The sequence below is a fragment of the Segetibacter sp. 3557_3 genome (assembly GCF_004354985.1).
Lineage (GTDB): Bacteria > Bacteroidota > Bacteroidia > Chitinophagales > Chitinophagaceae > Segetibacter.
Map to the genome: position 1 here is coordinate 143,880 of NZ_SMSK01000013.1, position 25,413 is coordinate 169,292.

23 protein-coding genes are annotated in these 25,413 nt (G+C 43.8%); 20 read left to right on the forward strand and 3 right to left on the reverse strand.

What is annotated here, in order from left to right; all coding sequences use genetic code 11:
- Positions 1-67: 67 nt before the first annotated feature.
- The 19 genes from EXU57_RS17790 to rsgA all read left to right on the forward strand — a co-directional run bounded on the left by EXU57_RS17790 (position 68) and on the right by rsgA (position 20,130).
- Complete coding sequence (locus EXU57_RS17790) at positions 68-919, forward strand: glycosyltransferase (protein ID WP_133269593.1); 852 nt, start codon at positions 68-70, stop codon at positions 917-919.
- On the forward strand, positions 903-2,138 hold the full coding sequence (locus EXU57_RS17795; RefSeq protein WP_133269594.1) for a hypothetical protein: 1,236 nt from the start codon (positions 903-905) through the stop codon (positions 2,136-2,138). The genes EXU57_RS17790 and EXU57_RS17795 overlap by 17 nt, the downstream gene beginning before the upstream one ends.
- Positions 2,139-2,320: 182 nt before the next feature.
- Positions 2,321-3,079, forward strand: a complete 759-nt coding sequence (locus EXU57_RS17800) for a glycosyltransferase family 2 protein (RefSeq protein WP_133269595.1) — start codon at positions 2,321-2,323, stop codon at positions 3,077-3,079.
- Positions 3,080-3,240: 161 nt separating this feature from the next.
- On the forward strand, positions 3,241-5,016 hold the full coding sequence (locus EXU57_RS17805) for a DUF4838 domain-containing protein (RefSeq protein WP_133269596.1): 1,776 nt from the start codon (positions 3,241-3,243) through the stop codon (positions 5,014-5,016).
- A 438-nt stretch (positions 5,017-5,454) separates the two neighbouring features.
- On the forward strand, positions 5,455-6,564 hold the full coding sequence (gmd, locus tag EXU57_RS17810) for a GDP-mannose 4,6-dehydratase (RefSeq protein ID WP_133269597.1): 1,110 nt from the start codon (positions 5,455-5,457) through the stop codon (positions 6,562-6,564).
- Positions 6,564-7,496 (forward strand): GDP-L-fucose synthase family protein, encoded by a 933-nt coding sequence (locus tag EXU57_RS17815; protein ID WP_133269598.1) that lies wholly within the window; start codon positions 6,564-6,566, stop codon positions 7,494-7,496. The genes gmd and EXU57_RS17815 overlap by 1 nt, the downstream gene beginning before the upstream one ends.
- A gap of 145 nt (positions 7,497-7,641) precedes the next feature.
- On the forward strand, positions 7,642-8,883 hold the full coding sequence (locus tag EXU57_RS17820; RefSeq protein WP_165958195.1) for a glycosyltransferase: 1,242 nt from the start codon (positions 7,642-7,644) through the stop codon (positions 8,881-8,883).
- Positions 8,880-9,935 (forward strand): NAD-dependent epimerase, encoded by a 1,056-nt coding sequence (locus EXU57_RS17825; protein WP_133269600.1) that lies wholly within the window; start codon positions 8,880-8,882, stop codon positions 9,933-9,935. The genes EXU57_RS17820 and EXU57_RS17825 overlap by 4 nt, the downstream gene beginning before the upstream one ends.
- A complete protein-coding gene (rfbB, locus tag EXU57_RS17830; RefSeq protein WP_133269601.1) occupies positions 9,932-10,984 on the forward strand; it encodes a dTDP-glucose 4,6-dehydratase in 1,053 nt (350 codons plus the stop codon). The genes EXU57_RS17825 and rfbB overlap by 4 nt, the downstream gene beginning before the upstream one ends.
- Complete coding sequence (gene rfbC, locus EXU57_RS17835) at positions 10,985-11,536, forward strand: dTDP-4-dehydrorhamnose 3,5-epimerase (protein WP_133269602.1); 552 nt, start codon at positions 10,985-10,987, stop codon at positions 11,534-11,536. It begins immediately after the preceding gene.
- 2 nt (positions 11,537-11,538) lie between these two features.
- The gene (gene rfbA, locus EXU57_RS17840) at positions 11,539-12,414 is read left to right on the forward strand and encodes a glucose-1-phosphate thymidylyltransferase RfbA (protein WP_133269603.1); all 876 of its coding nucleotides are present in this window, start codon (positions 11,539-11,541) and stop codon (positions 12,412-12,414) included.
- 379 nt (positions 12,415-12,793) lie between these two features.
- Entirely contained in the window at positions 12,794-13,672 is an 879-nt protein-coding gene (locus EXU57_RS17845) for a MerR family transcriptional regulator (protein ID WP_133269634.1), read from the forward strand.
- A 212-nt stretch (positions 13,673-13,884) separates the two neighbouring features.
- Positions 13,885-14,385 (forward strand): RNA polymerase sigma factor, encoded by a 501-nt coding sequence (locus tag EXU57_RS17850; RefSeq protein WP_133269604.1) that lies wholly within the window; start codon positions 13,885-13,887, stop codon positions 14,383-14,385.
- 185 nt (positions 14,386-14,570) lie between these two features.
- Entirely contained in the window at positions 14,571-15,107 is a 537-nt protein-coding gene (idi, locus tag EXU57_RS17855) for an isopentenyl-diphosphate Delta-isomerase (protein ID WP_133269605.1), read from the forward strand.
- 142 nt (positions 15,108-15,249) lie between these two features.
- Positions 15,250-16,209 (forward strand): AAA family ATPase, encoded by a 960-nt coding sequence (locus EXU57_RS17860; protein ID WP_410528415.1) that lies wholly within the window; start codon positions 15,250-15,252, stop codon positions 16,207-16,209.
- Positions 16,210-16,230: 21 nt separating this feature from the next.
- Positions 16,231-17,142, forward strand: coding sequence for a DUF58 domain-containing protein (locus tag EXU57_RS17865; protein WP_243745639.1), 912 nt, complete (start codon positions 16,231-16,233; stop codon positions 17,140-17,142).
- Between the two features lie 36 nt (positions 17,143-17,178).
- Entirely contained in the window at positions 17,179-18,111 is a 933-nt protein-coding gene (locus EXU57_RS17870; RefSeq protein ID WP_165958196.1) for a protein BatD, read from the forward strand.
- Positions 18,111-19,118: a vWA domain-containing protein gene (locus tag EXU57_RS17875; protein WP_133269608.1), complete on the forward strand. Its 1,008-nt coding sequence runs from the start codon at positions 18,111-18,113 to the stop codon at positions 19,116-19,118. Before EXU57_RS17870 ends, EXU57_RS17875 begins: the two co-directional genes overlap by 1 nt.
- Positions 19,119-19,203: 85 nt before the next feature.
- A complete protein-coding gene (gene rsgA / locus EXU57_RS17880) occupies positions 19,204-20,130 on the forward strand; it encodes a ribosome small subunit-dependent GTPase A (protein WP_133269609.1) in 927 nt (308 codons plus the stop codon).
- A 2-nt stretch (positions 20,131-20,132) separates the two neighbouring features.
- On the opposite strand, the gene EXU57_RS17885 is transcribed toward rsgA, so the two are convergent.
- Together EXU57_RS17885 and EXU57_RS17890 are read right to left on the reverse strand one after the other, a co-directional pair.
- Complete coding sequence (locus EXU57_RS17885) at positions 20,133-20,423, reverse strand: hypothetical protein (RefSeq protein ID WP_133269610.1); 291 nt, start codon at positions 20,421-20,423, stop codon at positions 20,133-20,135.
- Positions 20,424-20,734: 311 nt separating this feature from the next.
- Positions 20,735-21,268: a gamma carbonic anhydrase family protein gene (locus EXU57_RS17890; protein WP_133269611.1), complete on the reverse strand. Its 534-nt coding sequence runs from the start codon at positions 21,266-21,268 to the stop codon at positions 20,735-20,737.
- Positions 21,269-21,398: 130 nt separating this feature from the next.
- On the opposite strand from EXU57_RS17890, the gene EXU57_RS17895 reads away from it, so the two are divergent.
- The gene (locus tag EXU57_RS17895) at positions 21,399-22,583 is read left to right on the forward strand and encodes an aspartate aminotransferase family protein (protein ID WP_133269612.1); all 1,185 of its coding nucleotides are present in this window, start codon (positions 21,399-21,401) and stop codon (positions 22,581-22,583) included.
- 340 nt (positions 22,584-22,923) lie between these two features.
- On the opposite strand, the gene EXU57_RS17900 is transcribed toward EXU57_RS17895, so the two are convergent.
- Positions 22,924-25,410, reverse strand: coding sequence for a DUF5686 family protein (locus tag EXU57_RS17900; RefSeq protein WP_133269613.1), 2,487 nt, complete (start codon positions 25,408-25,410; stop codon positions 22,924-22,926).
- Positions 25,411-25,413 lie beyond the last annotated feature (3 nt).

A 25,413-nucleotide genomic window follows, 5' to 3' on the forward strand; every position in this document is an offset into this window, starting at 1 on the left:
TGGTAACAGATATACACTTAAGTTCGATACCAGAATTATCATCCAATATTCTTTTAATAGGAAAATAATGTTTGAAGTACAAAATCTTATTGGTGTCGTTGTCACTTATAATATAAAAGTGCAGGAGACACTAACCCTCCTGACCTTAAACGACGCTGCTGCATATGCAGGGGTAAAGCTGGACATGATCATTTATGATAACAGCAATGCTCCGCAGGCGGTGTCGGCGGATTTATTCAGTAATCTGAATTGTACTTATTACCACGACACGAGTAACCCTGGAGTAAGCGCGGCTTACAACTTCGCTGCAAATGAAGGACGTAAGCGGAACAAAAAATTTATTCTCTTACTCGACCAGGACACGAGTTTTCCCGCAGACACCCTCCTCAAATACATGGAGGGTTTGAACTCAAACGCCAACATCAATTTACTTTGTCCAATCCTGCATACTCCTAAAGGGATCTTTTCCCCGTCTAAATACTATTTCAGGAGGGGAGTGATCTGGAAAAATGTGGAGCCTGGAAAATATCGTTTAAAAAACCGGTCGGCTTTAAACAGCGGGATGCTGATCAACCTGGATGCTTACCATTCAATTGGCGGTTACAATCCCGACATTCAGCTTTACTTTAGTGATTTCGACTTTCTAAACAGGTTCAAAAAAAGGTTCCAGGAAATGGTTGTGCTGGATATCCGTTGTACCCACACGCTTTCGGATATTGTAAAAGGAGACCTGTTTTCGGCGGTGAGCCGGTTTACCTACTATGTTCACGGTTCGTATAACAGCGTGTTGTGCTTCAAGGATTATTCGTTTCTTTTTCTAACGATCCTGTTAAGATCACTCAAATTAAGCCTGCAGTATAGAAATACCCAGTTTTTGAGTATCTTTTTCAAAAAGTACCTGATTGAGAGAATATTTTAAGTTCGGCATAAACGCTCTCTTGTACCCGCTGGTGTTTGTACTCTTAATGGATCCGGCAGACCGGATATTTCGCCTCAAACTTCCCCTTTTCGCGTTAATTTTTGGCCTTTGGTTACTGGAAAAGATCGTAACCAACAAGATAAAAACCAAAAAGGACTCGTTAATACTGATCCTGGTTTATTTTCTCATTTCCGTTACCGGGATATTTGTTGCTTTGGTCCAGAATAACTTTGCCGACCAGGGATTCGCATTTGGCTTCCTGAAATCGCTGGTTGTACTTGTTTTGCTTTTCCTCATAGATGACTATGGGTTGAGGATAGACACCATACTTATCAGGGCATCGATAGTATTGCCCATTATGACTGTGGGTGTCTTCTTTGTTTTCCTGTACGGATCGGGAGCATTTATCCACCAGGTATTTTTGTTCTTTGCTGAAGAGAACGGCGCTGCCGCGTTTTCGTTAAGGAACTTTTACGGGTTTGAGCTATCAATGTTTTTCTTCAAAACCTCACCGTTGCTCGTTTTTCCCATGGGGTACTATACCCATAAGTTAATGAAAGGGGAGAAGCCGGTTCTTAATACTTTCCTGGTTGTAACTTTCCTTATAACGATGATCTTGTCAGGAACCAGGGCGAATATCCTTTCAGCTTTTTTGATCCTCATCATTATCGTGTTTCTCGGCCTGGCAAAAAAAAGGAACAAGTTTCCTTTATTGCTTGCTTCCATGGTTATGGTGTACCTGGTTTCCTTGTTTATTTCTAGAGCAACATTTGCCAAGGCCGACGTATCCCAGCAGGCAAAAACCGAGCACCTGGATGCTTATGTACAGCTCTTTAACAATAATCCTGAGTACCTCATTTGGGGCCAGGGCCTTGGAAGTGTTTTCTATTCCCGTGGGTTTAGTAATTATGTTCCACAGTCTGAACTTACTTATATTGACCTTATACGAATGTTTGGCATCCCTTTGGGCCTGGTCTTCATACTTTTTACTTTTTATCCGGTCTTCAGCCTTTTGCAACTCTTGCGCAGGAACAAAGAAGTTTTTTATTCGTTAATAAGTTTCACTGCCTACCTGTTTATTGCCGGAACTAACCCACTTTTGATTAGTTCAACCGGTATGCTTGCGATTTTGGCGGTATTTTCAACGATTAACTATGCAAGTAGTTCTAAATCAAAGCCTTTCGTAAGCGATAGACCGCAACCGATAGGAGGTATGTGACTTTCGTTAGTTGACTTTTGAAGGGTTATCAACTAATTTCGCCGGCCGGAAGCAATATCGACGGGAAAAACACCGTTTTATTTGTTGGCACAATGACGATTTAATTACTTAATTAAAGCATCTTTGAAAAAATCCCGGAGGTAGTTAAAATCATTAATATGTATAATTACGCTTTATAACCTATGCTAGTTTCTGTGTGTCTTGCAACATATAATGGTGAGAAGTATATTAAAGAGCAAATTGAGTCCATTCTGAAGCAACTCCAGCCCGACGATGAATTGGTAATAACAGATGATGCTTCAATTGACAATACCGCCGAGATCATTCGGTGCGTTCAAGATGACAGAATTGTATTTATCCAGAATAGCAACCGTCTCGGAGTTATTAAGAACTTCGAAAAGGCGCTAAAAGTTGCACAGGGCGAATATATTTTTTTGAGTGACCAGGATGATGTTTGGCTTGATGACAAGTTACAGACCTTTTTGCGCTACCTGCAGAAGTCTGATATCATTGTTTCTGACGCGATCATTGTAAACGCCGAGCTTGAAGTATTGCACGCAAGCTTTTTCAGGCAAAAGGGGGTTAGGAAGGGATTGCTCAGAAATTTTTACAAGAACAATTATATGGGTTGCAACATGGCCTTTCACCGAAAGGTGCTATCTATTGCATTACCCTTTCCCGACGATATCCCCATGCACGATATCTGGCTTGGCATTATTGGTGAAATGTTTTTTACCACCAGGTTTATACCCGAAAAATTAAACCTCTATCGCCGGCATTCCTACAATGTCTCCCAGGCCGGCTCAACATCTCCATTTAGCCTGGCACAAAAAATTAAGTTCAGGCTGAATCTGCTCAAGTATTTCCCGCTGCTGTTCGCCCGTAAGTATTTCGGTCAAAAACAACGACCCGTTCCCCGCCCTGCAGAAAAAATACACTAACTCGTTAAAGGCTTCGGTATAGATATTGCATTTTCGTCAGGTGCAATGTTATACGCATGATCAATTGTGTTACATGAATTGTAACAACAAATTGGAGCCCGCTTACGGTCCGGTTTTGTCCCGCTTTGGTGCGGTACCCATGTAACCCGGACCCAAACCGTATGAAGTTGCGCGCGATTTTTCTTTTAACTAAATCAACGATTATCAAAAACTTATTCTTCTTCCCCATACTGCTGCTGTTTGTCGTTGGCCAAGCCCAACGGCCCCTGGTAATAACTGCCAACAGCAAAAGCGATTATTCAATTGTGATACGGCCTGATGCTACCAACATGGAAAAGCATGCCGCAGATGTGCTTCAAACTAACCTGTTCAAAGTAGCCCAATGCCGGCTCCCGATCGTCACTCAGGAAAAGCCATCGACTGTTAAACAGATTATCATCGGGAGAACCACCAAGCTGTCTGCTGCCGATACGAAAGGAATTGAGCTTGATGCCGTTTTGATCAAATCAGAAAACAATAGCCTTATCCTTACCGGCGGCAATCGTAAGGGTGTTCTCTATGCAGTTTATACGTTTCTTGAAGATTTTGTCGGCTGCCAGGCTTACAGCGCTAAACTCATTGATATTCCACGAAAAAATACCATTTCTATACCTACACCGATCAATGTGCGGCAGGTGCCATCGTTTGCTTACCGTATGATGTTCTTTCCCGACATCCGGAACAACGAATATGCCGACTGGAGAAAGGTGAGCTACTTTTATGAGGACTGGGGCCTTTGGGTGCACTCTTTCGCAACCCTGCTACCGGAGAAGGAGTACTTCGCAAGCCATCCTGAATACTTTGCCCTCGTCAATGGAAAACGCAATCCGGCTCAGCTTGATCCCAGCAATCCGGCTGTCATCAAAATTGTTGTTCAAAACCTTAAAAAACTTATCGATGCTAAGCCTGGGGTAAAGTTCTGGAGCGTTAGCCAAAACGATAACCAGGAATATTGTCACTGTGCCGCTTGTAACCGGATCAACACCCAACAGGAAAGCCCGCAAGGGGCATTGCTTTCTTTTGTTAATGCGGTCGCCAAAAACTTTCCCAATCAAATTATCACTTCCCTGGCTTACGGCTATTCTGAGAAACCGCCTAAAACCCTGGTGCCGGAAAAAAATGTCATGATCATGTTAACGGCGTCTTCCATTACCGACCGTCGCAAATCCATAACAACCCAAAGTCCCGGCCTTCAGCAGAGTTTTAAAAAATGGTCCCGTATCTCAAATCACTTGCTCGTATGGGACTACGTGGTCCAATTTGAACATACCACATTGCCTTTTCCAAACCTGAATAGTTTACAGCCCAACATGAGGTATTTTGCCTCAGGTAATACCGATTATATGTTTATTCAGGGAACTGGCGACATCGTCGGCGAATTTTCTGAACTAAAATGCCACCTCCTTAGCAAACTGATGTGGAACAAAGACATTAACGTGCCGTTGACGGTAAAACAGTTTCTCACCAATTTTTACGGCCAGAAAGGAGGTGCTTATGTGCAACAATACCTCGATCTTTTACAAAAGGAAGCAAACGCGAGCAGTGCGCCTTTGTACACGTCCGGAACATTAAAAGGTGCACTTTCAAGCTACCTTTCTGTAGATAAGATCAGGAGTTATAAAGCCATATTCCAGAAAGCTTTTACCGAGGTGGACTCAAAAACCATTTACGGAAAACGCCTTTCCAAAGAGTATGCAACGCTATTGTATGCTGAACTCGAAAATCTTCAACCAAATGCAGGCAATCAACAAACATCGCGTTCTGCGCCACGCACGAACACCAAAGAGATTCTAAATGAATGGTACAAAAGAGTAAAAGAGGCAGACATCCAGTATTTGAACGAAGCAAGGATGGGAATCGACGATTATTATAATACTTACGCGGCCAAGCTCAACTGAGGATCAAACATCCACTTTTAACATACCTTAATTCTAGTTATATAACATTTACTTTAATACTTTTGCCGAAATTCTGATTTCTGCAGTTTACAAGCAACATTCGTCCCAACGTTTTCGTCTTGTAAGGGCTCCTTGAAAACCAATACAGCTTGCTGGCGGCTGTTGTAGGTGTTATGTAACACGATTACGATCGGCTTACTTGTAACACCATCACGGATGAGTATTGAGATTGCCTTATGATTATTCCCCTGATCAACTGACACCTGATTACCAGGGCAAAGGTTTCTTGCAAATACACTTAAACGGGCATTGATACGTTATTAATGGTATCAATACAATCCTGGTAAATGGGTATGAATGGCATACCTGGCGACCAGCCGGAAAAATACAGCCAGAATTAAATAATTAAATTTAAAATTGCAGCAATTCTAATTACAAATGAAAAAAGCTCTGATCACGGGTATTACGGGCCAGGATGGCGCCTACCTTGCAGAATTACTACTCAGTAAAGGATATGAAGTTCACGGAACAAAGCGTAGAAGTTCCTTGTTTAATACTGATCGTATCGACCACTTGTACCAGGATCCACACGTTTCTCACCGCAATATGGTTCTGCACTATGGCGACTTAACCGACTCAACCAACCTGATCCGCATTATACAGGAAGTTCAGCCCGACGAGATTTACAACCTCGCCGCAATGAGCCATGTACAGGTTAGTTTTGAAACACCTGAATATACGGCTAATGCCGATGGTATCGGAACCCTGCGCTTGCTTGAAGCAATACGTCTATTGGGTTTAATTAAGAAAACAAGAATTTACCAGGCATCTACATCTGAATTATACGGACTGGTACAAGCGGTTCCGCAAAGCGAAACCACTCCGTTCTATCCAAGATCTCCTTACGCTGTTGCAAAACTTTATGCTTACTGGATAACAGTAAACTATCGTGAAGCATACAATATGTTTGCCTGCAATGGTATTTTGTTTAACCACGAGTCTCCGCTTAGGGGTGAAACATTTGTAACCCGTAAGATCACGAGGGCGGTCGCTAAAATTGCGCTGGGATTGCAGGATACTGTTTACCTGGGTAACCTGAATGCTCAACGCGACTGGGGTCATGCAAAAGACTATGTAGAAGCAATGTATCTGATCCTACAGCAGGATGTGCCTGAAGATTTTGTAATCGCAACGGGTGTAACAACAACCATTCGCGACTTTATTCACATGGCATTCGATAACGTAGGTATCGAGATCGAGTTTTCAGGCGAAGGTGTCGACGAAATTGGTGTGGTTAAATCATGCCGCAGCGAATACCAGATTGCTGAAGGAACAGTGGTGGTAAAAGTTGACCCACGCTATTTCAGGCCAACTGAGGTTGAGTTGTTGATTGGCGACGGTACCAAAGCGAAAGAAAAACTGGGTTGGACACCAAAATATAGCCTGGCAGAATTGGTACAGGAAATGGTGGAAGCCGATATTCAACTGTTCCGTAGTGAAGTTCTGCTTAAAGAAAGCGGCTTCGTAATTAAAAATCAATACGAATAATGGAGAAAGACGCCAGGATATACGTTGCAGGTCACCGTGGAATGGTTGGAAGCGCGCTCATTCGCAAAATGAAAGCGGAGGGCTACAGTAATTTCATATTCCGGAATTCTGGTGATCTTGACTTGCGTAGCCAGCAGGCTGTCCGCGACTTTTTTTCGCTCGAAAAACCCGACTACGTGTTTCTTGCAGCAGCTAAGGTTGGGGGCATTCATGCAAATAATGTTTATCGCGCAGAGTTCCTGTACGATAACCTGATGATTGAAAGTAACGTTATCCATACTGCTTACGAGCACAAGGTTAAAAAGTTGTTGTTTCTTGGTTCAAGTTGTATCTACCCAAAGATGGCTCCACAGCCATTAAAGGAGGATTACCTGCTCACGGGCCCGCTTGAAGATACAAATGAGCCGTACGCAATTGCCAAAATTGCGGGTATTAAGCTTTGCGATGCTTATAGGGCGCAATACGGTTGTAACTTCATTTCGGTGATGCCAACCAACCTCTTTGGGCCAAACGATAATTACGATCTTCATGGCAGTCATGTATTGCCGGCCTTGTTGAGAAAGATTATCACGGCTAAAAACCAGAATGCTGACTCAGTCGAGATTTGGGGGAGCGGAAAACCATTGCGCGAGTTCCTGCATGTCGACGACCTCGCTAATGCCTGCTACTACCTGATGGAAACCTATAACGAACCAGGATTGGTAAACATTGGAACAGGTACGGATATCAGCATCATGGACCTTGCTAAAATGATCAGCAAAATCGTTGGATTTGAAGGTGAAATCAAAAATGATCCTTCCAAGCCTGATGGTACCCCCAGAAAGTTAATGGATGTTTCGAAGCTTGCTGCTGTAGGTTGGAAAGCGCAGATACCCCTCGAACAAGGGATACAGATGGTGTACGATGAAGTTAAAGACTCCGACTGGAAGTAGACACTTAACCCGAATTTTTTTGGACCTGGCATTAAATCGCTGATCAAACATCGTTGCGTCGCACTCTTGTACCACATAACGTTTAGCAACGGTGCATATTATTGAACGAGCAAATTACCTGCATATAACTACGCCAGTAAATATTTTGAAATCGGGCCAGGAAAGCAGGACTTTTAAGCAGGTTGTCAGGCCGCGCTTATTGGTAATCTTAAACAGGTTTGTTATCGGTGGCCAGTCCACCGACACCATACCTTTGCTGTACCAACTCAGCAAACGGTATCATGTCAAAATCATATACGGAAAAAAAGAAGCGGACGAAATTGCGCCGCTTTTTTTATTGGAGCAATATCCGGGTTTAACAATGATCGAGGTTCCTGCCATGCAGCGAACGCTAAACCCAGTAACAGATGTAGTTGCGTTCCGCAACATCGTGAAAGAAATAAAGGCCTTTAAACCCGACATTGTGCATACTCATGGCGCAAAGTCGGGTTTTCTTGGGAGGCTTGCTGCCCGCATGTGTAAGGTGCCTGTTGTTGTACATACTTTTCATGGCCACGTGTTTCATTCTTATTTCAATCGTATTATTTCTAAAGCCGTCGTAAATACCGAGCGGCTAATGGCGTCAGTAACCGATGCAGCTATAGCACTTAGTACTTCGCAGAGGAACGAGATCGTAAATACATTCAAGGTTTTTCCCAGGATGAAAGTACACGTGATCCCCCTTGGGCTGGAAATGAAATTGGCAGGCAGTGACGCCCGCATGAACTTTCGTGATGGTTATGGGCTTCCCTCCCATGAAGTAGCGGTTGGTATAATCGGAAGGATCGTTGCCATAAAAAACCATCACCATTATTTGAGGATCGCAAAAAACTTACTCGACAGCGGTTGTAACAACTGTACTTTTTTTATTATTGGCGATGGTAACCTGGCTGCTGCCCTGCAGCAGTACCTTGATGAAAACGGAACCCTGTATTCGACACCACACAAACCCAGCGCTGGTGCAAAGGTGATTTTTACTTCCTGGCTTTACGACATGCCAACAGTAGTTGCCGGGTTGGATATTATTGCACTTACCTCTTTAAACGAGGGAACACCGGTATCGCTGATTGAGGCACAAATGGGTGGCAAACCCGTAATCGCTTACGATGTTGGCGGTGTTGCCGACACCTTTCTTGATAATGTTTCCGGCTACCTTGTGCCCAAAGGAGATATCGAAACCTTTACTCAAAAGCTTAGTCAGCTTATTGGTAATCCTCAGTTGAGGCAGGATATGGGTGAGCAGGGGAAGGTATATTGCACACAAAAGTTCTCGAAAGTATCGGAGGTGAACGCAACGGACAATTTATATATAAGTTTGCTGGCCAAACGCAATCTAGCAACAGTATGAAAATATTGGTTACAGGCACTGCAGGTTTCATCGGTTTTCACGTTGCAGCAAGGCTGGTGCAACGGGGCGACATTGTTGTTGGTCTTGATAGCATCAACGAGTATTATGATATCGACCTTAAATATGCCAGGCTTGCGGAACATGGTATCCAGCGTTCAGTAATCAAATACAATTCACTCGTACAAAGCGATGTTTTTCCAAACTATTCATTTATCCAGTTGCAGTTGGAAGACAAAGAAAGTTTTGATCGCCTGTTTGCGGAGCAGCAATTTGATGCAGTAATTAATCTTGCCGCTCAGGCCGGGGTAAGGTACAGCCTTACCAACCCCGATGTTTATATAACCAGCAACATCGTAGGATTTACCAATATTCTCGAAAATGTACGCCACCACAAGGTTGGTCACCTGGTATATGCCAGCAGTTCGAGTGTTTATGGTTTAAACGAAAGCGTACCCTTTACAACGTCGCAAAATGTAGATCATCCAATGTCGCTTTACGCCGCAAGTAAAAAAAGCAACGAACTGATGGCGCATGTGTATAGTCACCTTTTTAATATCCCGACTACGGGCTTACGTTTTTTTACGGTTTATGGTCCATGGGGACGGCCCGACATGGCCCTTTTTCTTTTTACCAAAGCTATCATCGATGGCAAACCTATAGAGGTTTACAACAACGGTAATATGGTGCGCGACTTTACTTATGTGAATGACATTGTCGAGGGGATTGTTCGCGTAGTTGACCACCCACCACCAGGTAATGAACATTGGAGCGCAAAGAACCCGGATCCGTCCAGTTCCAAGGCTCCATACAGAATATATAATATAGGGAACAATTCTCCCGTTACTTTACTGGATTTTATTATTGCCATTGAATCAGAACTGGGCATAGCGGCGCGGAAGGAGATGAAAACCATTCAGCCGGGCGACGTGCCGGCCACCTTTGCCGACGTGTCGGGTTTGATAGAAGACTTCAATTATAAGCCTGAAACCACAATTAAGCAGGGCATAAAGGAGTTTATCAAATGGTATAAAAATTATTATAGCATAAAATGAAAAATGTTTTAATTACCGGTGGAGCCGGATTCATCGGTTCACATGTTGTCAGGTTATTCGTAAATACCTATCCTGAATATAAGATTGTTAATCTCGACGCACTGACTTACGCAGGCAACCTTGAGAATCTATCAGATGTTGATGGTTCTTCAAACTATACTTTTGAAAAAGTAAATATTCTTGACGTCGAAGAACTCGAAAGGGTGTTCTCCGAACATGAGATCACCGATGTAATTCACCTTGCAGCCGAGTCGCACGTGGACCGTTCCATTCATTCACCGCTGGATTTTGTGCATACCAATATCGTTGGAACAGTTAACCTGCTGAATACTGCTAAAAAACATTGGGCAAATAATTTTAGCGACAAGCTATTCTATCATGTTTCAACGGATGAGGTTTATGGTGCCTTAGGTGCAACCGGCTTCTTCACAGAAACAACACCATACCATCCCAATTCACCCTATTCGGCCAGTAAAGCAGCCTCCGACCATTTCGTACGTGCATATGGCGAAACATACGATTTGCCATTTGTGATCTCGAATTGCTCAAATAACTACGGGCCTTATCATTTTCCTGAAAAGCTGATCCCGTTGTTCATCAACAATATTATAAACAAAAAACCTTTGCCGGTTTACGGGGACGGTCTTTATACAAGAGACTGGCTTTTTGTAAAAGATCATGCTACTGCAATCGACCGGGTATTTCACAAGGGAAAACGTGGCGATACCTACAATATAGGTGGCTTTAACGAGTGGAAGAACATTGACCTCGTGAAGCTTTTGTGCAGCCAGATGGACGAGAAGCTTGGCAATCAAAATGGCACCAGTGAACAACTGATTACCTACATTAAAGACCGGCCAGGGCATGATCGTCGCTACGCCATAGACGCGACAAAAATCAACCAGGAGCTTGGATGGAAACCTTCGGTGACCTTTGAAGAAGGACTGGCTGAAACCATCGACTGGTACCTGGAGAATACCGGTTGGCTTAACAATGTGACATCGGGTGCCTACCAACAATATTATAGTAATATGTACACCAACAGATAAATGAAAATAGAAGAAACACCGTTACAAGGCTGCCTGCTTGTTCACGACACCGTATTCAATGATGAGCGGGGTTATTTTTTTGAAGGTTTTAATGCACAGCGCTTTGCTAAAGAAACAGGGATAACAACACCCTTTGTACAGGATAACCAGTCGAGGTCGACCCGGGGTGTGCTACGGGGGCTTCACTTTCAAACTGGTGAACACGCACAAGCTAAGCTCGTACGCGTTTTAAGGGGAGAGGTGCTGGATGTAGCAGTCGACATCAGGAGAGACAGCCCGACTTTTGGACAATACTATTCTACAATACTGTCGGAAACCTCGAGAACCCAGCTTTTTGTTCCGCGCGGATTTGCACATGGGTTCCTCGTGTTAAGCGATGTTGCAGACTTCTTTTATAAGTGCGACAACTACTACAACAAGGCTTCCGAAGGAGGAATAATCTACAACGATCCACAAATAAATATTAACTGGCAAATGCAGTCAGACGAGCTGATCATTTCTGAAAAGGACACCGTACTACCGCTACTCGCCGATCAAACAAAGCTTTTTTAAAGATGAAAGGAATTATTTTAGCAGGCGGTTCGGGAACCAGGTTGTATCCGATTACAAAAGGTGTAAGTAAGCAGCTTATGCCGGTGTACGACAAACCCATGATCTATTACCCGATATCGATATTGCTGTTAGCCGGCATAAAAGATATTTTAATCATCACCACCCCTGAAGACACTGTGCAGTTTCAAAAGCTGCTGGGTGACGGTACTGATATTGGATGTACATTTTCTTATGCTGTACAGGCAGTACCCAACGGTCTTGCGCAGGCCTTTGTAATTGGTGAGGAGTTTATTGGTAGTGATAAGGTAGCGCTTATTCTTGGCGATAATATATTTTATGGTACCGGCTTTGGTAACCTGGTAAGGTCGTTTAATAACGTTAATGGCGCTGCGGTTTTTGCCTATGAAGTATCTGATCCGGAAAGGTATGGTGTGGTGGAATTCGACAAGAACTTCAAAGCGGTAAGTATTGAAGAAAAGCCTGTGCAGCCGAAGTCGAATTTTGCGGTACCGGGTTTATACTTTTACGACAATTCGGTAATTGATATTGCCAAAAACATAAAGCCATCTCCACGGGGTGAATTCGAGATAACCGATGTGAACCGGGTTTACCTTGAAAATGGTACGCTTCACGTTGGTGTTATGGACCGGGGAACCGCCTGGCTTGATACAGGTACGTTTGACTCGCTCAGTGATGCTTCAGAGTTTGTTCGGGTTATTGAAAAACGACAAGGTCAGAAGATTGGCTGCATCGAAGAGATCGCCTATCGTATGGGGTTCATTGATAAAGACGGTTTGGATGCGCTTGCAAAAAAATACGATAAAAGTGGATATGGGGAGTACCTGCGAAGGGTAAAGGCTTCAACAGAACTTCTTTAAACCGGCAAGTGCCGGTTTTTTTGTGCTGCAAATAGCATAGCTGCTTGCCGGTAAAATGTTTTCATCGGCGCAGACAGCCTGATGATTGCAGGCATGGGTGAGGGATTGAAGGGGAAAGCCCGCAGTACCCAACGTAGTTGGGGACGAGGACTTGTACCGTAAAGCCCGACCCCAACCCTTAGGGTGGGGGCACCCCCAATTAAACCTGCTTTCCACATGGCTGATAAGTTTTACCTGGCAGTATCGTACTTGTTTTGGCTTTATGGATGCTGGATTATGTTGTTAAATTATGATTATTGTTTGCAAGTGAACCATCTTGCTTGTTGAGCGTTAGTTGTTTGAGTAAACATTTTTAACCACCCTCCCTGTTTCTTTGCATATGAATGCGTTCACCATCAAAGATCTAGAAAACCTTTCCGGGATAAAGGCCCATACCATCAGAATATGGGAGCAGCGGTATTCCTTCCTGAAGCCGCAGCGTACGGAAACCAACATCCGTTACTACTCCAACGATGAGTTAAAGATGATCCTTAATGTGGCCCTGCTGAATAAGTATGGTTTCAAGGTTTCGCACATCAACAAAATGAACCTGTTGGAGATGGAAGAAAAAGTTTTCTCCCTATCTCCCGGACAGGCTCAACAGGAACGTGTTGTGAACCAACTTATACAGGCAATGGTTGATCTCGACATGGATGTGTTTGAACGTGTTCTGGAAGCCTATATCTCGAGTGTGGGGATAGAAAAAACCATCACCCAGATCATATTTAGTTTTCTTGAGCGTATCGGTATTCTTTGGCTAACCAATCATATCAATCCTGCGCAGGAACATCTTGTAACGAACATCATTCGGCAAAAGCTGATTTCGGGTATTGAAAATGCACCGCCTACCATCGTCAGGGAGAAGTTGATAGTACTTTTTTTACCTGAAAATGAGTACCACGAACTTGGCTTATTGTTTATTTATTACCTGCTGAAACGCAATGGCATAAAGGTGCTTTACCTTGGCGCAAACGTTCCGTTGAAGGACGTTGAGTATATTGTTAAGTTGAAAAAACCCGATGCGCTCTATTGCCATCTTACCTCTGTTGCAAGCAATTTTAACTTTGCAAGGTTCCTGCAACAAATGCAAACCCGCATGCCTGATGTTGCTCTAACCATCTCGGGCCCACTTACGCAGTCCTACAAAAAGAAGATACCTGAGAATATCCTGTTTAAACGATCGCTGTCGGAAGTGGTTGAATACATTGTAACACTTTGATAATCCACCCTGTTGAAACTACCGTTAGGTAGACAAAATCCGTTGCCCATGGCAGCGGTTTTTTTTTGCATTAAATCATCCTAACGACATCTATTCCCGTATATACCTGTGTTCGTTTTTTCCGACATTCTGATACTAAAAATATTATATGAAAACTGGTTTGTTACAAAAGTTTGTTTAACTTTGAGTATAACATTCCTAAACAATATTCCATGGGTAGCATAGAATTTAATCAACTGCTTTTATCTAATGCTGAATTCCTGAAGCCTTTTGCGGTTACCTTAACACGCGACCAGGAGACTGCTAAAGACCTGTTTCAGGAGACTTTATACCGGGCATTGGCTAACAAGGACAAGTATAATGTGGGGACCAACATCAAGGCCTGGCTTTATACCATCATGCGCAATGTATTTATCAATAACTATCGTCGCAAGCTTAAGCAGAATACCGTACTAGACAGTACGCCCAATGAGTTTTTGCTTGACTACAATCAAACATCTGTAGCAAATTCGGCGGAGACAACGATGAATTTAAAAGAGATCAAAGAGGCTATACACAAATTGCCGGAGATCTTTCGTAAGCCTTTCCTAATGTACTTTGATGGTTACAAGTACAACGAAATTGCCAACATTGTTGATGAGCCGCTAGGTACGATTAAGAGCAGGATCCACTTTGCGCGTAAGCTCCTGAAAAGCCAGATCCAACGCTATTAGGCTGAAGTTCATTAGAAGCTAAGCTTTATAATCAAGCTGCGACTATTTAAAATAGTTGTGCTAGTATCTAACAGATTCCAGGTAATTATTTCTTTAATCGATAGCTTTGAATTACTACTTTTACCAACCCTGAAGTGGCTGGATCGCCTTTGAATAAGGCTAAGATCCTGTATAAATTTATATCGATGGATGAAGTGATTTTGGTGAATGAACAGGATGAAGCCATTGGTACTATGGAAAAAATGGAGGCGCATTACAAAGCTGTTCTTCACCGTGCATTTAGTGTATTTATACTTAACAGTAAGGGTGAGATGCTGTTGCAGCAAAGGGCCTTTTCGAAATACCACAGCGGCGGTCTGTGGACCAATGCCTGTTGCAGTCACCCCCGCCCCGGTGAAGAAACGTTGGCTGCTGCTGAACGAAGGTTATATGAAGAACTTGGCTTTAATACCCCACTGGAGAAAGTTTTTGATTTTACCTACAAGTCTCAATTTAATAATGGGTTAACAGAACATGAGTTTGATCATGTTTTCCTGGGATCGTATCATGGAAGTGTACGCCCTAACAGTGCTGAAGTAAATGACTTTTGTTACAAACCTCTTGATGAAATTGCGGGCTTACTTAAAACAAGCCCGGACAAATTTACCTCCTGGTTTCATATTGCATTCTCCCGCTTAATGGAATGGAAACGTAGTGTTGAATTGCCGGCAGCTGTCTCCTGAGTGTGCCAGGGCATTGATTCCGCCGTTTAAATAATATATAATTTTCCCCTAAGGCCATGATTGTTCATGGCCTTTGTGATATTTTCACCGCTAAATAGTTTACATGCAAACAGCAGAGGACATTAAGCTGCTCAACGAAAAAATACAGCACGCGTCGGGATTTGTTGAAAGATTGAGAACGGAACTGGGAAAGGTGATTATCGGGCAGCTTTATATGGTTGATCGTTTGTTGATTGGCTTGTTGAGTAATGGACATGTTTTGCTGGAAGGTGTACCGGGGCTGGCCAAGACATTAACGATAAAGTCGCTTGCTGATGCAGTAAACGCCCGCTTTAGCAGGATACAATTTACGCCCGACTTGTTGCCCGCTGATGTTGTAGGAACGATGATCTACAACCAGCAACGCAATGAGTTTTTGATCAGGAAAGGACCCATATTCGCCAACTTCATTTTAGCGGATGAGATTAACCGGGCCCCTGCAAAGGTGCAAAGTGCATTGCTGGAGGCAATGCAGGAGCGGCAGGTGACAATAGGTGAAGAAACACATAAGCTTGAACAACCGTTCCTGGTGCTCGCAACACAGAACCCTATAGAGCAGGAAGGAACCTATAACCTGCCTGAGGCGCAGGTGGACCGCTTTATGTTGAAGGTTGTTGTTACTTATCCCGACAGGGCAGAAGAACAACGTATTATCCGTCAACAGGTGCAGGGAGAAATGAATCAGCCTATTCAGCAAGTGGTAAGTGTACAGGAGATCATCCAGGGTAAAGACCTGGTTCGACAAGTGTACATGGACGAAAAAGTTGAGCAATACATTATCGATATCGTTTTTGCGACCCGCTTTCCTGAGCAATACCGGCTTGAACGATTAAAGCCGTTGATCAGTTATGGTGGCTCACCACGTGCGAGCATTAATCTTGCCCTGGCGGCAAAGGCACATGCCTTTATGAACAAACGTGGGTTCGTTATACCCGACGACGTTAAAGCGATCTGTAAAGACGTAATGAGACACAGGATAGGCCTGACTTACGAAGCAGAAGCTGAAAACATCAACTCCGAAAAAATCATTGACGATATTCTAAAAACCATAAACGTTCCATAGCATCCGGTTCAACACTCACACGTGATATTTTGCCCGGATCAACCCATACCTGTTAAGTACTACATGCCCGCTATTGAAGACATATTGAAAAAGGTTAGAGCGCTTGAAATAAAAAGCAAGCGGCTGACTAACCACCTGTTTACGGGCGAGTACCACACCGCTTTTAAGGGTAGGGGAATGTCGTTTAAGGAGGTTCGGGAATACCAGCCTGGTGATGATACCCGCTTTATCGATTGGAACGTTTCGGCTCGTATGGGACATCCTTACAGCAAGTTGTTCGAGGAAGAACGGGAGTTGTCGGTCTACCTGTTGGTTGACCTTAGCGCGAGTAGCCTGTTTGGAACTTTTCGCCAGAATAAAAAGGACCTGATTATCGAGATCTGTGCGGTGCTTGCGTTTTCTGCAACAACAAACAATGATAAGGTTGGGATTATATTTTTTAGTGATAAGGTAGAAAAGTTTATCCCGGCAAAAAAAGGCAAGGACCATATCCTGTACATTGTTCGTGAACTGATCAACTACCAGCCACACGCCGCCGATACCCATATCATTAATGCACTTCAATACCTCAACAGCGTTACCCGTCATAAAAGCATTGTGTTTATCCTAAGCGATTTTGCCGATGCGGGCTACCAGGATGCCTTGCGGGTTGCTGCAAAGCGGCATGATGTAATCGGACTACAGGTTTATGATAAGCGGGATGAACACCTGCCGCAAATTGGCTTGTTACAGGTTATGGACTCGGAAACTGGTAAAATGGTACTGCTGGATACGAATGATACTTATACCAGGTTCAAGTATAATCAACAGTTCAACAAAATACTTGATGACGCAAAGGCGGCCTTTCGCAAATCAGGAGCCGATCTAATGCAGGTTGCCACAGGGGAGGACTATGTAAAACTTCTTCAACAATTTTTTATCCGGAGAGCATAAGTGAAAAGCAAGGTCTATAACATAGGATTGGGATGGATGCTTTTGTTGATCAGCTTTTCATCATTTGCACAAACGATATCTGCAGAAGTAGACCGGGACCGGATATTTATTGGTGAACAGATTGTGCTGAAGTTAAAAGTATCTGAGTTCAACCCCAATAGCCGCGTTGTTCAAACCTGGTTTCAACTCCCTGATACCATAAATCACCTTGAGGTAGTTGAAAGGCCCAATATTGACACGATCCAGGTTGATGGCATCTATAGCCTTCAACAAAGAATTACAATTACATCATTTGATAGCGGTCAGTGGGAAATTCCCGGGTTGACGGTGGTGGTAAAAGACCGGGTGAACAATTCGGTAATAACCCAAACGACCAAACCGCTAAGTATCCAGGTGTTGCCTGTAGATGTTTCGGAGCTTAAGGATTACCACGAGATCAAAGAGATTATCGCCGTAGAGGAAAAAAATAATCCGTTGATCATTGGCTTGATTGCCGCAATTACAATCCTCTCCTTGTTCGCGATATATCGTTTGTCAAAGTCACGCAAGAAGGTTGCATTAGCTAAGCCGGTTATCGGGCCAACAGATATGTCGCCCTACGAATGGGCCATTTCGGAATTGGATAAGCTTCAAAGACAGAACCTTGCCGGCAAAGAATCCAGGGCCCATTATGACCAGCTAACACAGATCAGCAGGCAGTTTTTTCACCTGCAATTGTTGCAACCCTCTTTACAGCAAACAACCGATGAATGGATGGTTCAGCTTCAACCCTTGCGTGTTGGGCACGATACGAAAACCTCGTTCTTCCAGGTTTTGCGTTTAGCTGATACGGTTAAGTTTGCCAAATACATTCCGCCGGCAACCGACAACGAACAATCTATTACCACGGTGAAACATATGCTCCGTGAAGTGGTAGAGCAACAAAAACAATTTGCCCCAAATCCAAATGCAAAATATAAACCTGTATAGTGCTGAGTAGCTGGTTACGTGATATCACATTTTTATACCCCTGGGTCCTTAGTTTACTGCTTTGGATCCCGATCATGGTGTTTTGGTACTACCGGAACAATACGAAGCGGCAGGCATCAATGCTGATTACAACAACGCATTTCATTACTTCGGTCAGGAGTTATCGCACCTGGCTGATCCATACACCATTTGTACTTCGGATGCTGGCGCTTGGTTTTATTATCATTGCCCTTGCAAGGCCCCGGCACCAGTTTAACGAACAAAGTACTGAAGGCGAAGGCATCGACATTGTATTGTGTTTCGACATCAGCGGAAGTATGACGGAAAAGGACTTCCTGCCGAACCGGCTTGAGGCCTCGAAAGATGTTGCGCGCACATTTGTTGACAACAGAACCGGCGACCGCATTGGTATCGTAATTTTCAGTGGTAAAAGTTTTACGCTTTGCCCCATTACGACAGATAAGAAAGCCGTTCAGTCGCAAATTGATGTTATCCAAAGCGGCTACCTTGAAGAAGATGGTACCTCAATCGGTTCGGGTCTTGCAACCAGTATCGACAGGCTCAAAGATGCAAAAACAAAAAGTAAGATCATTATCCTGCTCACAGACGGTGTTGATTTTGGGGGGATGATCCCGCCGGATATTGCAATGGAGATGGCAAAACTGTATGGTATTAAGATTTATGCTATTGGTGTTGGCTCCGAAAAAACGGTGGATGAGCAGGTTGAAACGCCCTTCGGCAGAATGAATAACAAGAAGAAGCTTGAATTTAATGAAGGGCTGCTCAAAAACATTGCACTTCAAACCGGGGGTCAGTATTTCCAGGCTACTGACCGTGCTGCGCTCGAGCGTATATATGCAAGCATTAATAAGCTGGAAAAATCAAAGGTGAAAATAACCACGTATAACAGGTATACAGAAGAGTACCTGCCCTGGGTACTGATTGCACTTGGATTGCTGTTGCTTGAGTTTGTGTTGCGGTACACTATTTTCAAGAAGTTTCCTTAGGAGGAATAATTCCTTCCTTAGCACCTGAACCCCCGTCCTATTCACCAGTAATTGATGAGGCTTCATAATCGTATCTTAGCAGAATATGAAGGCGCTTATTTATAAATCTACCGGGAGCTGGTACTTCGCAAAAATTCCTGGCGGAAAGGTATTCAACGCCAGGATTAAAGGAGTGCTTAAGCTTGATGGGATAACCTCTACAAACCCTATCGCGGTTGGAGATTATGTTGAAATGGAACAGGAAACCGACGGCCAGGAAAATGCGATCATTTCCCGCATTTACGATCGGAAAAATTACATTGCCCGGGTCTCACCTCATAACAAGAATCAACATCACATTGTAGCTTCAAATCTCGACCAAACCCTTTTGTTTGCCACCCTTCGGGACCCGAAGACGTCACAGGGGTTTATCGATCGTTTCCTGATTTCTGCGGAAGCTTACCATATACCGGCTGTGATTATCTTTAATAAGGCCGATCTGTACCGGAAAAAAGAATTGGAGAAGTTCGACGAAGTAAAACAGATCTATGAAGAAGCCGGTTACCGGGTGGTGCTCACCAGTGTTCAGGATGGTAGGGGAGTTAGCGAGATTAAAGGCCTTTTGCAAGACAAAGTATCGCTGCTAAGCGGCCATAGCGGGGTCGGAAAATCAACCCTGATTAATGCATTGTTTCCCGAACTGAATCTTAGAACCAAGGAAGTAAGTGAATGGAGCGGAAAGGGCATGCATACAACTACGTTTGCCGAGATGTTTGACCTTCCGGGAACGGGCCAAGTTATAGATACACCAGGTGTGAGGGAGTTTGGGCTTGTTGATATCTCAAAGCAGGAGTTGTCGCATTATTTTCCTGAAATGCGAAACAAGTTAAACGATTGCCAGTTTAACAATTGTATGCACATAAATGAACCCGGATGTGCTGTTAAGGAAGCCGTAAGTGATGGTGTTATTCATGAAGACAGGTATGTAAGTTATGTTACCATACTCGACACAATGACGGACAAAAACTATTAAGCTTAAAAGTATTTTTTCTCCAGTATTGTTGCCAATTCTTTAACAACTGCATTTGCCCTGCTGTTATCCGGTGAAATTGAAACCCCATTGTATATATTATAATGCAACTTCAGTGGATGTCCCTTATATAAAAAGGTCCAGTCAGTAGAGTGAAACTCGTCTGATTTAGCAGTAAACTTTACCCTCAGTTCAGTTGACAGCAGGTTTGCAATACTGTAAAACTTCTTCATCCCGCAATTGTCATCTATAACGGCTTCTACAACGCCGGATGACTTGGTTAATTGATAGCTCATGACATTTTCTTTATGGCAATAGTGGTCGTTAGCCTTTGAATTTTTTTGCTTTCTTTAAATCTTTCGCAGTTTGCTTATCAGGGTTTAGCAATCGTTCAGCACCCACATTGCGGCCGTTACCGGGGCAACCTTTTCGAACATTGCATGACTGCGCGCACATGCATGCAAGAATGATGACAATACCTGTGAATGCTTTCATAAAAGATTTTCAATTACCCGGAACAGCGGGCTCCGGTTACCCTTGCCGACAACAAATCACCTTATGGTAAGTATTTACGACCGGGTGATATATAACGTTGCTTTTATAACGATTATTTCTTTATGGAATTAAAATCGTCGAACCACGATGCGTACCTGGTATAGTTGCCGGCTATTCTGTTAATCTGCCCGCTGATCAACTCTTCTGAAATGTCTTTCACTTTTTTTGCCGGAACACCTGCATAGATACTTCCGGGCTCTACGATGGTTCCTTCAAGAACAACGGCTCCGGCTGCAATAATGGAATTGCTGTTTACCACGCAACGGTCCATTACGATCGCACCCATGCCAACGAGTACATTGTCGTGAATGGTGCAGCCGTGCACAATGGCATTATGACCTATAGACACATTTTCGCCGATATGTGTTGCATGTTTGAGGTAGGTACAGTGGATAACGGCGCCATCCTGAACGTTTACGCGGTTGCCCATCTTTATATAATTCACGTCGCCGCGTAATACCGCGTTAAACCAGATGCTGCAGCCATCACCCATAGTAACGCTGCCAACAATGGTTGCATTTGGTGCAACAAAACAATCGTTTCCAAAAACAGGTGATACCCCATGTACAGGAAAAATGTAGGCCATAAGTATTGTTTAAGTTGTTTGTTAAGCTGTTTAGGTTTTCAAGTTAATGTATTGCAGATTTGATCCCGAAACAAAGCCCGATTATGAATTAAATTGCAGGGCTTCTTTTTTGTAATTAGTAAAGTTTATAATGACCAATCGCCAGATATTTCTTCAACATGTCGGTCAAACCTCCACTGAGCCCCTTTGTCTTGAGATCGTGAAAGCCGCCGGGGTGGAGATGTGGGATGTGAACGGTAAAAGGTTTATTGACCTGATTGCCGGGATCAGTGTTTGTAATGTAGGCCACTGCCATCCTGAAGTAGTTGCTGCTGTTCAAGGCCAGGCAAGTGAGTATATGCACCTCTTGGTTTATGGCGAGTTTGTACAGGCACCGCAAGTGCGGTATGCCGCGGCGCTTACGCAGCAGCTACCACCCACATTAAACAGCGTGTACTTCACCAATAGTGGGGCTGAAGCAACAGAAGGAGCAATGAAGCTGGCGAAACGGTATACCGGCAGGTCTAAAATCATCGCCTTTAACCACAGCTATCATGGCAGCACACAAGGCGCACTGAGCATTATCGGCGATGAATTCTGGCGACAAGCATACCGGCCGCTATTACCCGATGTTTACCACTACAATTACAACAGTAACGAAGTACTCGCAGCAATCGACGAACAAACGGCTTGCGTTATCATGGAAACGGTACAGGCAGAGAAGGGGATTATTAAACCTGCCGGCGAGTGGATCGCGAAAATAGAACAGCGCTGCAAAGCTACCGGTACATTGTTCATTCTTGATGAAATACAGACCGGCTTCGGCAGAACCGGAACGCTGTGGGCATTTGAACAATATGGGGTAGTGCCAGACATACTGTTGCTTGGAAAAGCATTGGGCGGGGGAATGCCCCTTGGTGCCTTTGTCGCCGATAAGCAGATCATGGATAGCTTTACCGTTAGCCCCGTGCTTGGGCACATTACCACCTTTGGCGGGCACCCGGTTTCCTGTGCGGGTGGACTGGCGGCTTTCGAGGTGTTGACTCGTGAGTCACTTTATAAACAAGTTGAAGCGAAAACCGAACTTTTCCTCCGGCTGCTGAAGCACCATCAAATACTGGATGTTCGCGCTGCAGGGTTATGGATGGCGGTTGAGTTCGATAGCTTTAGCACTTGCAAAAGGGTCATTGATGCATGTATAGCCAAAGGCCTTATAACAGACTGGTTTCTATTTGCACCAAATTGCCTGCGAATAGCCCCACCACTCACCATAAGTGAAAACGAGATTGTGGAAGCATGCGAGATCATCCTGGCATGTTTATCAGCCGGTGATTAGTTTCATCAGCGGGGAGAAAACTGGTGACACGAAATGCCGTGCAGTATAATCGGGATTTCGCGTAATTTTTTTTGGACGAGCACGAGGATCCATTTTCAACATCGTTGCCGGCTCGGCTGCGCCAGTCGGAGGCCCGCCCGGATGAACCGGTTCGGACGGGAGTGTCACTCACTTGTACGCTCTGTTCGCTATTCGACTTACGTAAACCATAGCTAAACACAACCGGGAGTTACCACCAGGGTCGCTTCGGATAGACATGTATGCAAGGCAGTTGCTTTACTCTCGGGGTAATAATTGAAGTTATAGACCCCAACCTATATTGTTGCCTGAACAGTAGCAATCAGAAGCCTACTTTGAAGCTTGCGAACACACCAAATCTTTTGTTTTGTTCTTTCGGAAGTGGTTGTGGTAGTACCCGCCAGATGAAATCGAGGCGGAGAACTTTTAGAATGTTGTCGACACCGGTCCCAACTTCCAGGTACACTTTGTCGTTAAGTGTTGCGAAAGACTGGTTGCCTACAAAATTCAAATTCCTGTTTGCAGTGCTAAGTCCTCCTATAAGTCCTTTTGCACTCCAGAACTGGCGGAACTTAAGCTTACGTGTTATTGGAATGTATTTAAATAAACCGTTGCCAATGTTGTGTTCCACATTAAAACCTGCATATCGATCGCTGATGTACTCAAAACGGTTCATCATGTTGAATGCATACTTATTGTAATAGTAAATTTCATTGCCCGGGTGAATTTCGAGGAACGGATAGGGCACGGTTCCAAATACCCTTCCACCAAACAGGTTGTAATAAAAAGATCCAAAAGGTGGAATCTTCAGGTAGTCGCTAATGCTTCCGCTTACTTTATGGTAATTGTAACTGCTTCGCATTACCCCTGCCCAACCTTTGTTTACCCGCAATTCAACCACAGGCAGCTCAGAGCCCAGGCTAGTGCGATAGAAGCTGTTTTCTATGAACTTCTCCATGTATGCAAATCGAAATCGAATGGCAGTCTCGAAATTGCGTAATGGATCGCCGGGAATGTTGTTGGAGAACAGGAGTTTTCCGGGCAGGTTCATGAGAGGATCATATTGTTTATGCGTTACCTCCAGCAGAAATGACAAACCGAAATTGGTCTCTTTAAAGGCTTCAAACCGCTTTTCTTCGAGGCTCAGGTATTTTACCGGTACCCCGCTTTTCCGGATGGCAAGCGAAAAGATGTTGTCTGTACTTACTTCGTCATAGTAGTTTTGCGCAAAGTCTCTATCCTTACTGTAAGAGGCGTACAGGTAGAACCTCGGATGTTTTTTTGGAAGCACAAAAATTTCTGCTTTGCCTTTGAACTTTTTATCACCAAAGCCATAGGCCAGGTAGCCATGCAGAAATAGCTTTTGGTTAAATTTATAGTTGGTCGCGAGGTCGAACCTTACACGGGTGCCTTCCTGCAGGTTTCCACTCACCCAGTTATACCATGGTCCAATACGATAATTACCAATGTTTTTATAACCCGTTCCGAGAAAGGTGATTGCATCGTTGTACTTTTTGAACGCCGGAATACTTTGGATGGTATCGATCATTTTATAAACGTCCGACTCGTTTTTGTTGAGCTTTTCATGGCGGCTCTGCACCCAGAAGCTGTCTGTATGTATCTCCGCATCGGGTAGTACATCAACCTGTTCAGGCTTCTTATTTTCTTTAAGTATTGCCGCGATACTTTCCTGGTTCAGGGCAACGTTCCGGTAGGTCGCCGTTTTGCGTCCCTTAAATCCGCCACGCGATTTCCCCATAGGAGAGATGTCCACTACAAATCTGTCTTTACTCAAAAACCAGGTGGTGTCGTTAACAAGCCGAAACTCCTGGATGAGTGTTAGTTTTTCTACAAAGTTGATGTTTGCTTCTACAGAGGGGCGAAGCGTAATCTTTTGAATAGCATAAGAACTATCTACTACCCAACAGTCACCTTCAAACGTATTTCCACCTTTGCTCTTCGGTGTAAACCGGAGGTGTACCAGTCTTTTGTTATTGAGGTATTGGGTATCGAGTAATTTGAAATTATAATAATTGTCGCCACGCTCGTGAAATGGACTCACAAATTGTTTGTCGAGAACAGGGATGTAGTTAAGGTAAATGTTTACATTTTGGTAGGTGCCGCCAAGAAATTTGGTGACACTTTCATTTTCGATACCGTTGGTTTTGCTTGCTTTGATGATCTCCCTTGTGCGCCGTGGATTGTGTTGTACATAGAAGTCAGACAGGGTTTCAGTAAGAAAAACCGGTAAAAACGGCTTTCCTTCAGTCGTATCGATGTTTTGAAGAATAAAATTAAAAGGCTTCAACAATCGTTTACCGGCAAGTTTTTCCTGGTCTACATTAATGAGATCTAGTTCGAGCTTATTGTAGATCTCGTACGAAAAGTTTTCAAACTGCGCCGGATCAAACTTGTACTTGTTTTTGATAATGCGGTTCCAAAGCCAGAGTGCACGATTGAACTTGACCTTTACTACAGCTTCTTTGCCAACCTGTGCAACGGCTAGTTTGATTTCAATAGAAGTTGAGTCCTGGTATTTTGGTAAAACGACGGCCAATGGATTGTACCCAACTGAAGTTACCAACAGGGTATCGCCACCCGTTGAACTATAGCTAAATACAAATTTTCCCAATGAATCGGTTAACGAACCGGCCGTGGCGTTTTTCAACTGTACGGAAGCAAAAGGAATGGGCTCATCACTCTGCTGATCCCTTACGCTGCCTGCAATAGTTTTCCTCTGGCTGAACAGACTACCAGGTATAAAGAACAGCATCGCTGCAAGAAGAAGGAAAGGAATTTTAGGTCGCATAGG

Excerpts from the sequence above, each read along its gene's own strand:
- EXU57_RS17815 (WP_133269598.1), top strand. The coding sequence starts at position 6,564 with ATGGAGAAAGACGCCAGGATATACGTTGCAGGTCACCGTGGAATGGTT.
- rfbB (WP_133269601.1), top strand. The coding sequence starts at position 9,932 with ATGAAAAATGTTTTAATTACCGGTGGAGCCGGATTCATCGGTTCACAT.
- EXU57_RS17845 (WP_133269634.1), top strand. The coding sequence starts at position 12,794 with ATGAATGCGTTCACCATCAAAGATCTAGAAAACCTTTCCGGGATAAAG.
- EXU57_RS17805 (WP_133269596.1), top strand. The coding sequence starts at position 3,241 with ATGAAGTTGCGCGCGATTTTTCTTTTAACTAAATCAACGATTATCAAA.
- idi (WP_133269605.1), top strand. The coding sequence starts at position 14,571 with ATGGATGAAGTGATTTTGGTGAATGAACAGGATGAAGCCATTGGTACT.
- EXU57_RS17850 (WP_133269604.1), top strand. The coding sequence starts at position 13,885 with ATGGGTAGCATAGAATTTAATCAACTGCTTTTATCTAATGCTGAATTC.
- rsgA (WP_133269609.1), top strand. The coding sequence starts at position 19,204 with ATGAAGGCGCTTATTTATAAATCTACCGGGAGCTGGTACTTCGCAAAA.
- EXU57_RS17800 (WP_133269595.1), top strand. The coding sequence starts at position 2,321 with ATGCTAGTTTCTGTGTGTCTTGCAACATATAATGGTGAGAAGTATATT.
- rfbA (WP_133269603.1), top strand. The coding sequence starts at position 11,539 with ATGAAAGGAATTATTTTAGCAGGCGGTTCGGGAACCAGGTTGTATCCG.
- EXU57_RS17885 (WP_133269610.1), bottom strand. The coding sequence starts at position 20,423 with ATGAGCTATCAATTAACCAAGTCATCCGGCGTTGTAGAAGCCGTTATA.
- rfbC (WP_133269602.1), top strand. The coding sequence starts at position 10,985 with ATGAAAATAGAAGAAACACCGTTACAAGGCTGCCTGCTTGTTCACGAC.
- EXU57_RS17900 (WP_133269613.1), bottom strand. The coding sequence starts at position 25,410 with ATGCGACCTAAAATTCCTTTCCTTCTTCTTGCAGCGATGCTGTTCTTT.
- EXU57_RS17895 (WP_133269612.1), top strand. The coding sequence starts at position 21,399 with ATGACCAATCGCCAGATATTTCTTCAACATGTCGGTCAAACCTCCACT.
- EXU57_RS17790 (WP_133269593.1), top strand. The coding sequence starts at position 68 with ATGTTTGAAGTACAAAATCTTATTGGTGTCGTTGTCACTTATAATATA.
- EXU57_RS17890 (WP_133269611.1), bottom strand. The coding sequence starts at position 21,268 with ATGGCCTACATTTTTCCTGTACATGGGGTATCACCTGTTTTTGGAAAC.
- EXU57_RS17825 (WP_133269600.1), top strand. The coding sequence starts at position 8,880 with ATGAAAATATTGGTTACAGGCACTGCAGGTTTCATCGGTTTTCACGTT.
- gmd (WP_133269597.1), top strand. The coding sequence starts at position 5,455 with ATGAAAAAAGCTCTGATCACGGGTATTACGGGCCAGGATGGCGCCTAC.
- EXU57_RS17870 (WP_165958196.1), top strand. The coding sequence starts at position 17,179 with ATGCTTTTGTTGATCAGCTTTTCATCATTTGCACAAACGATATCTGCA.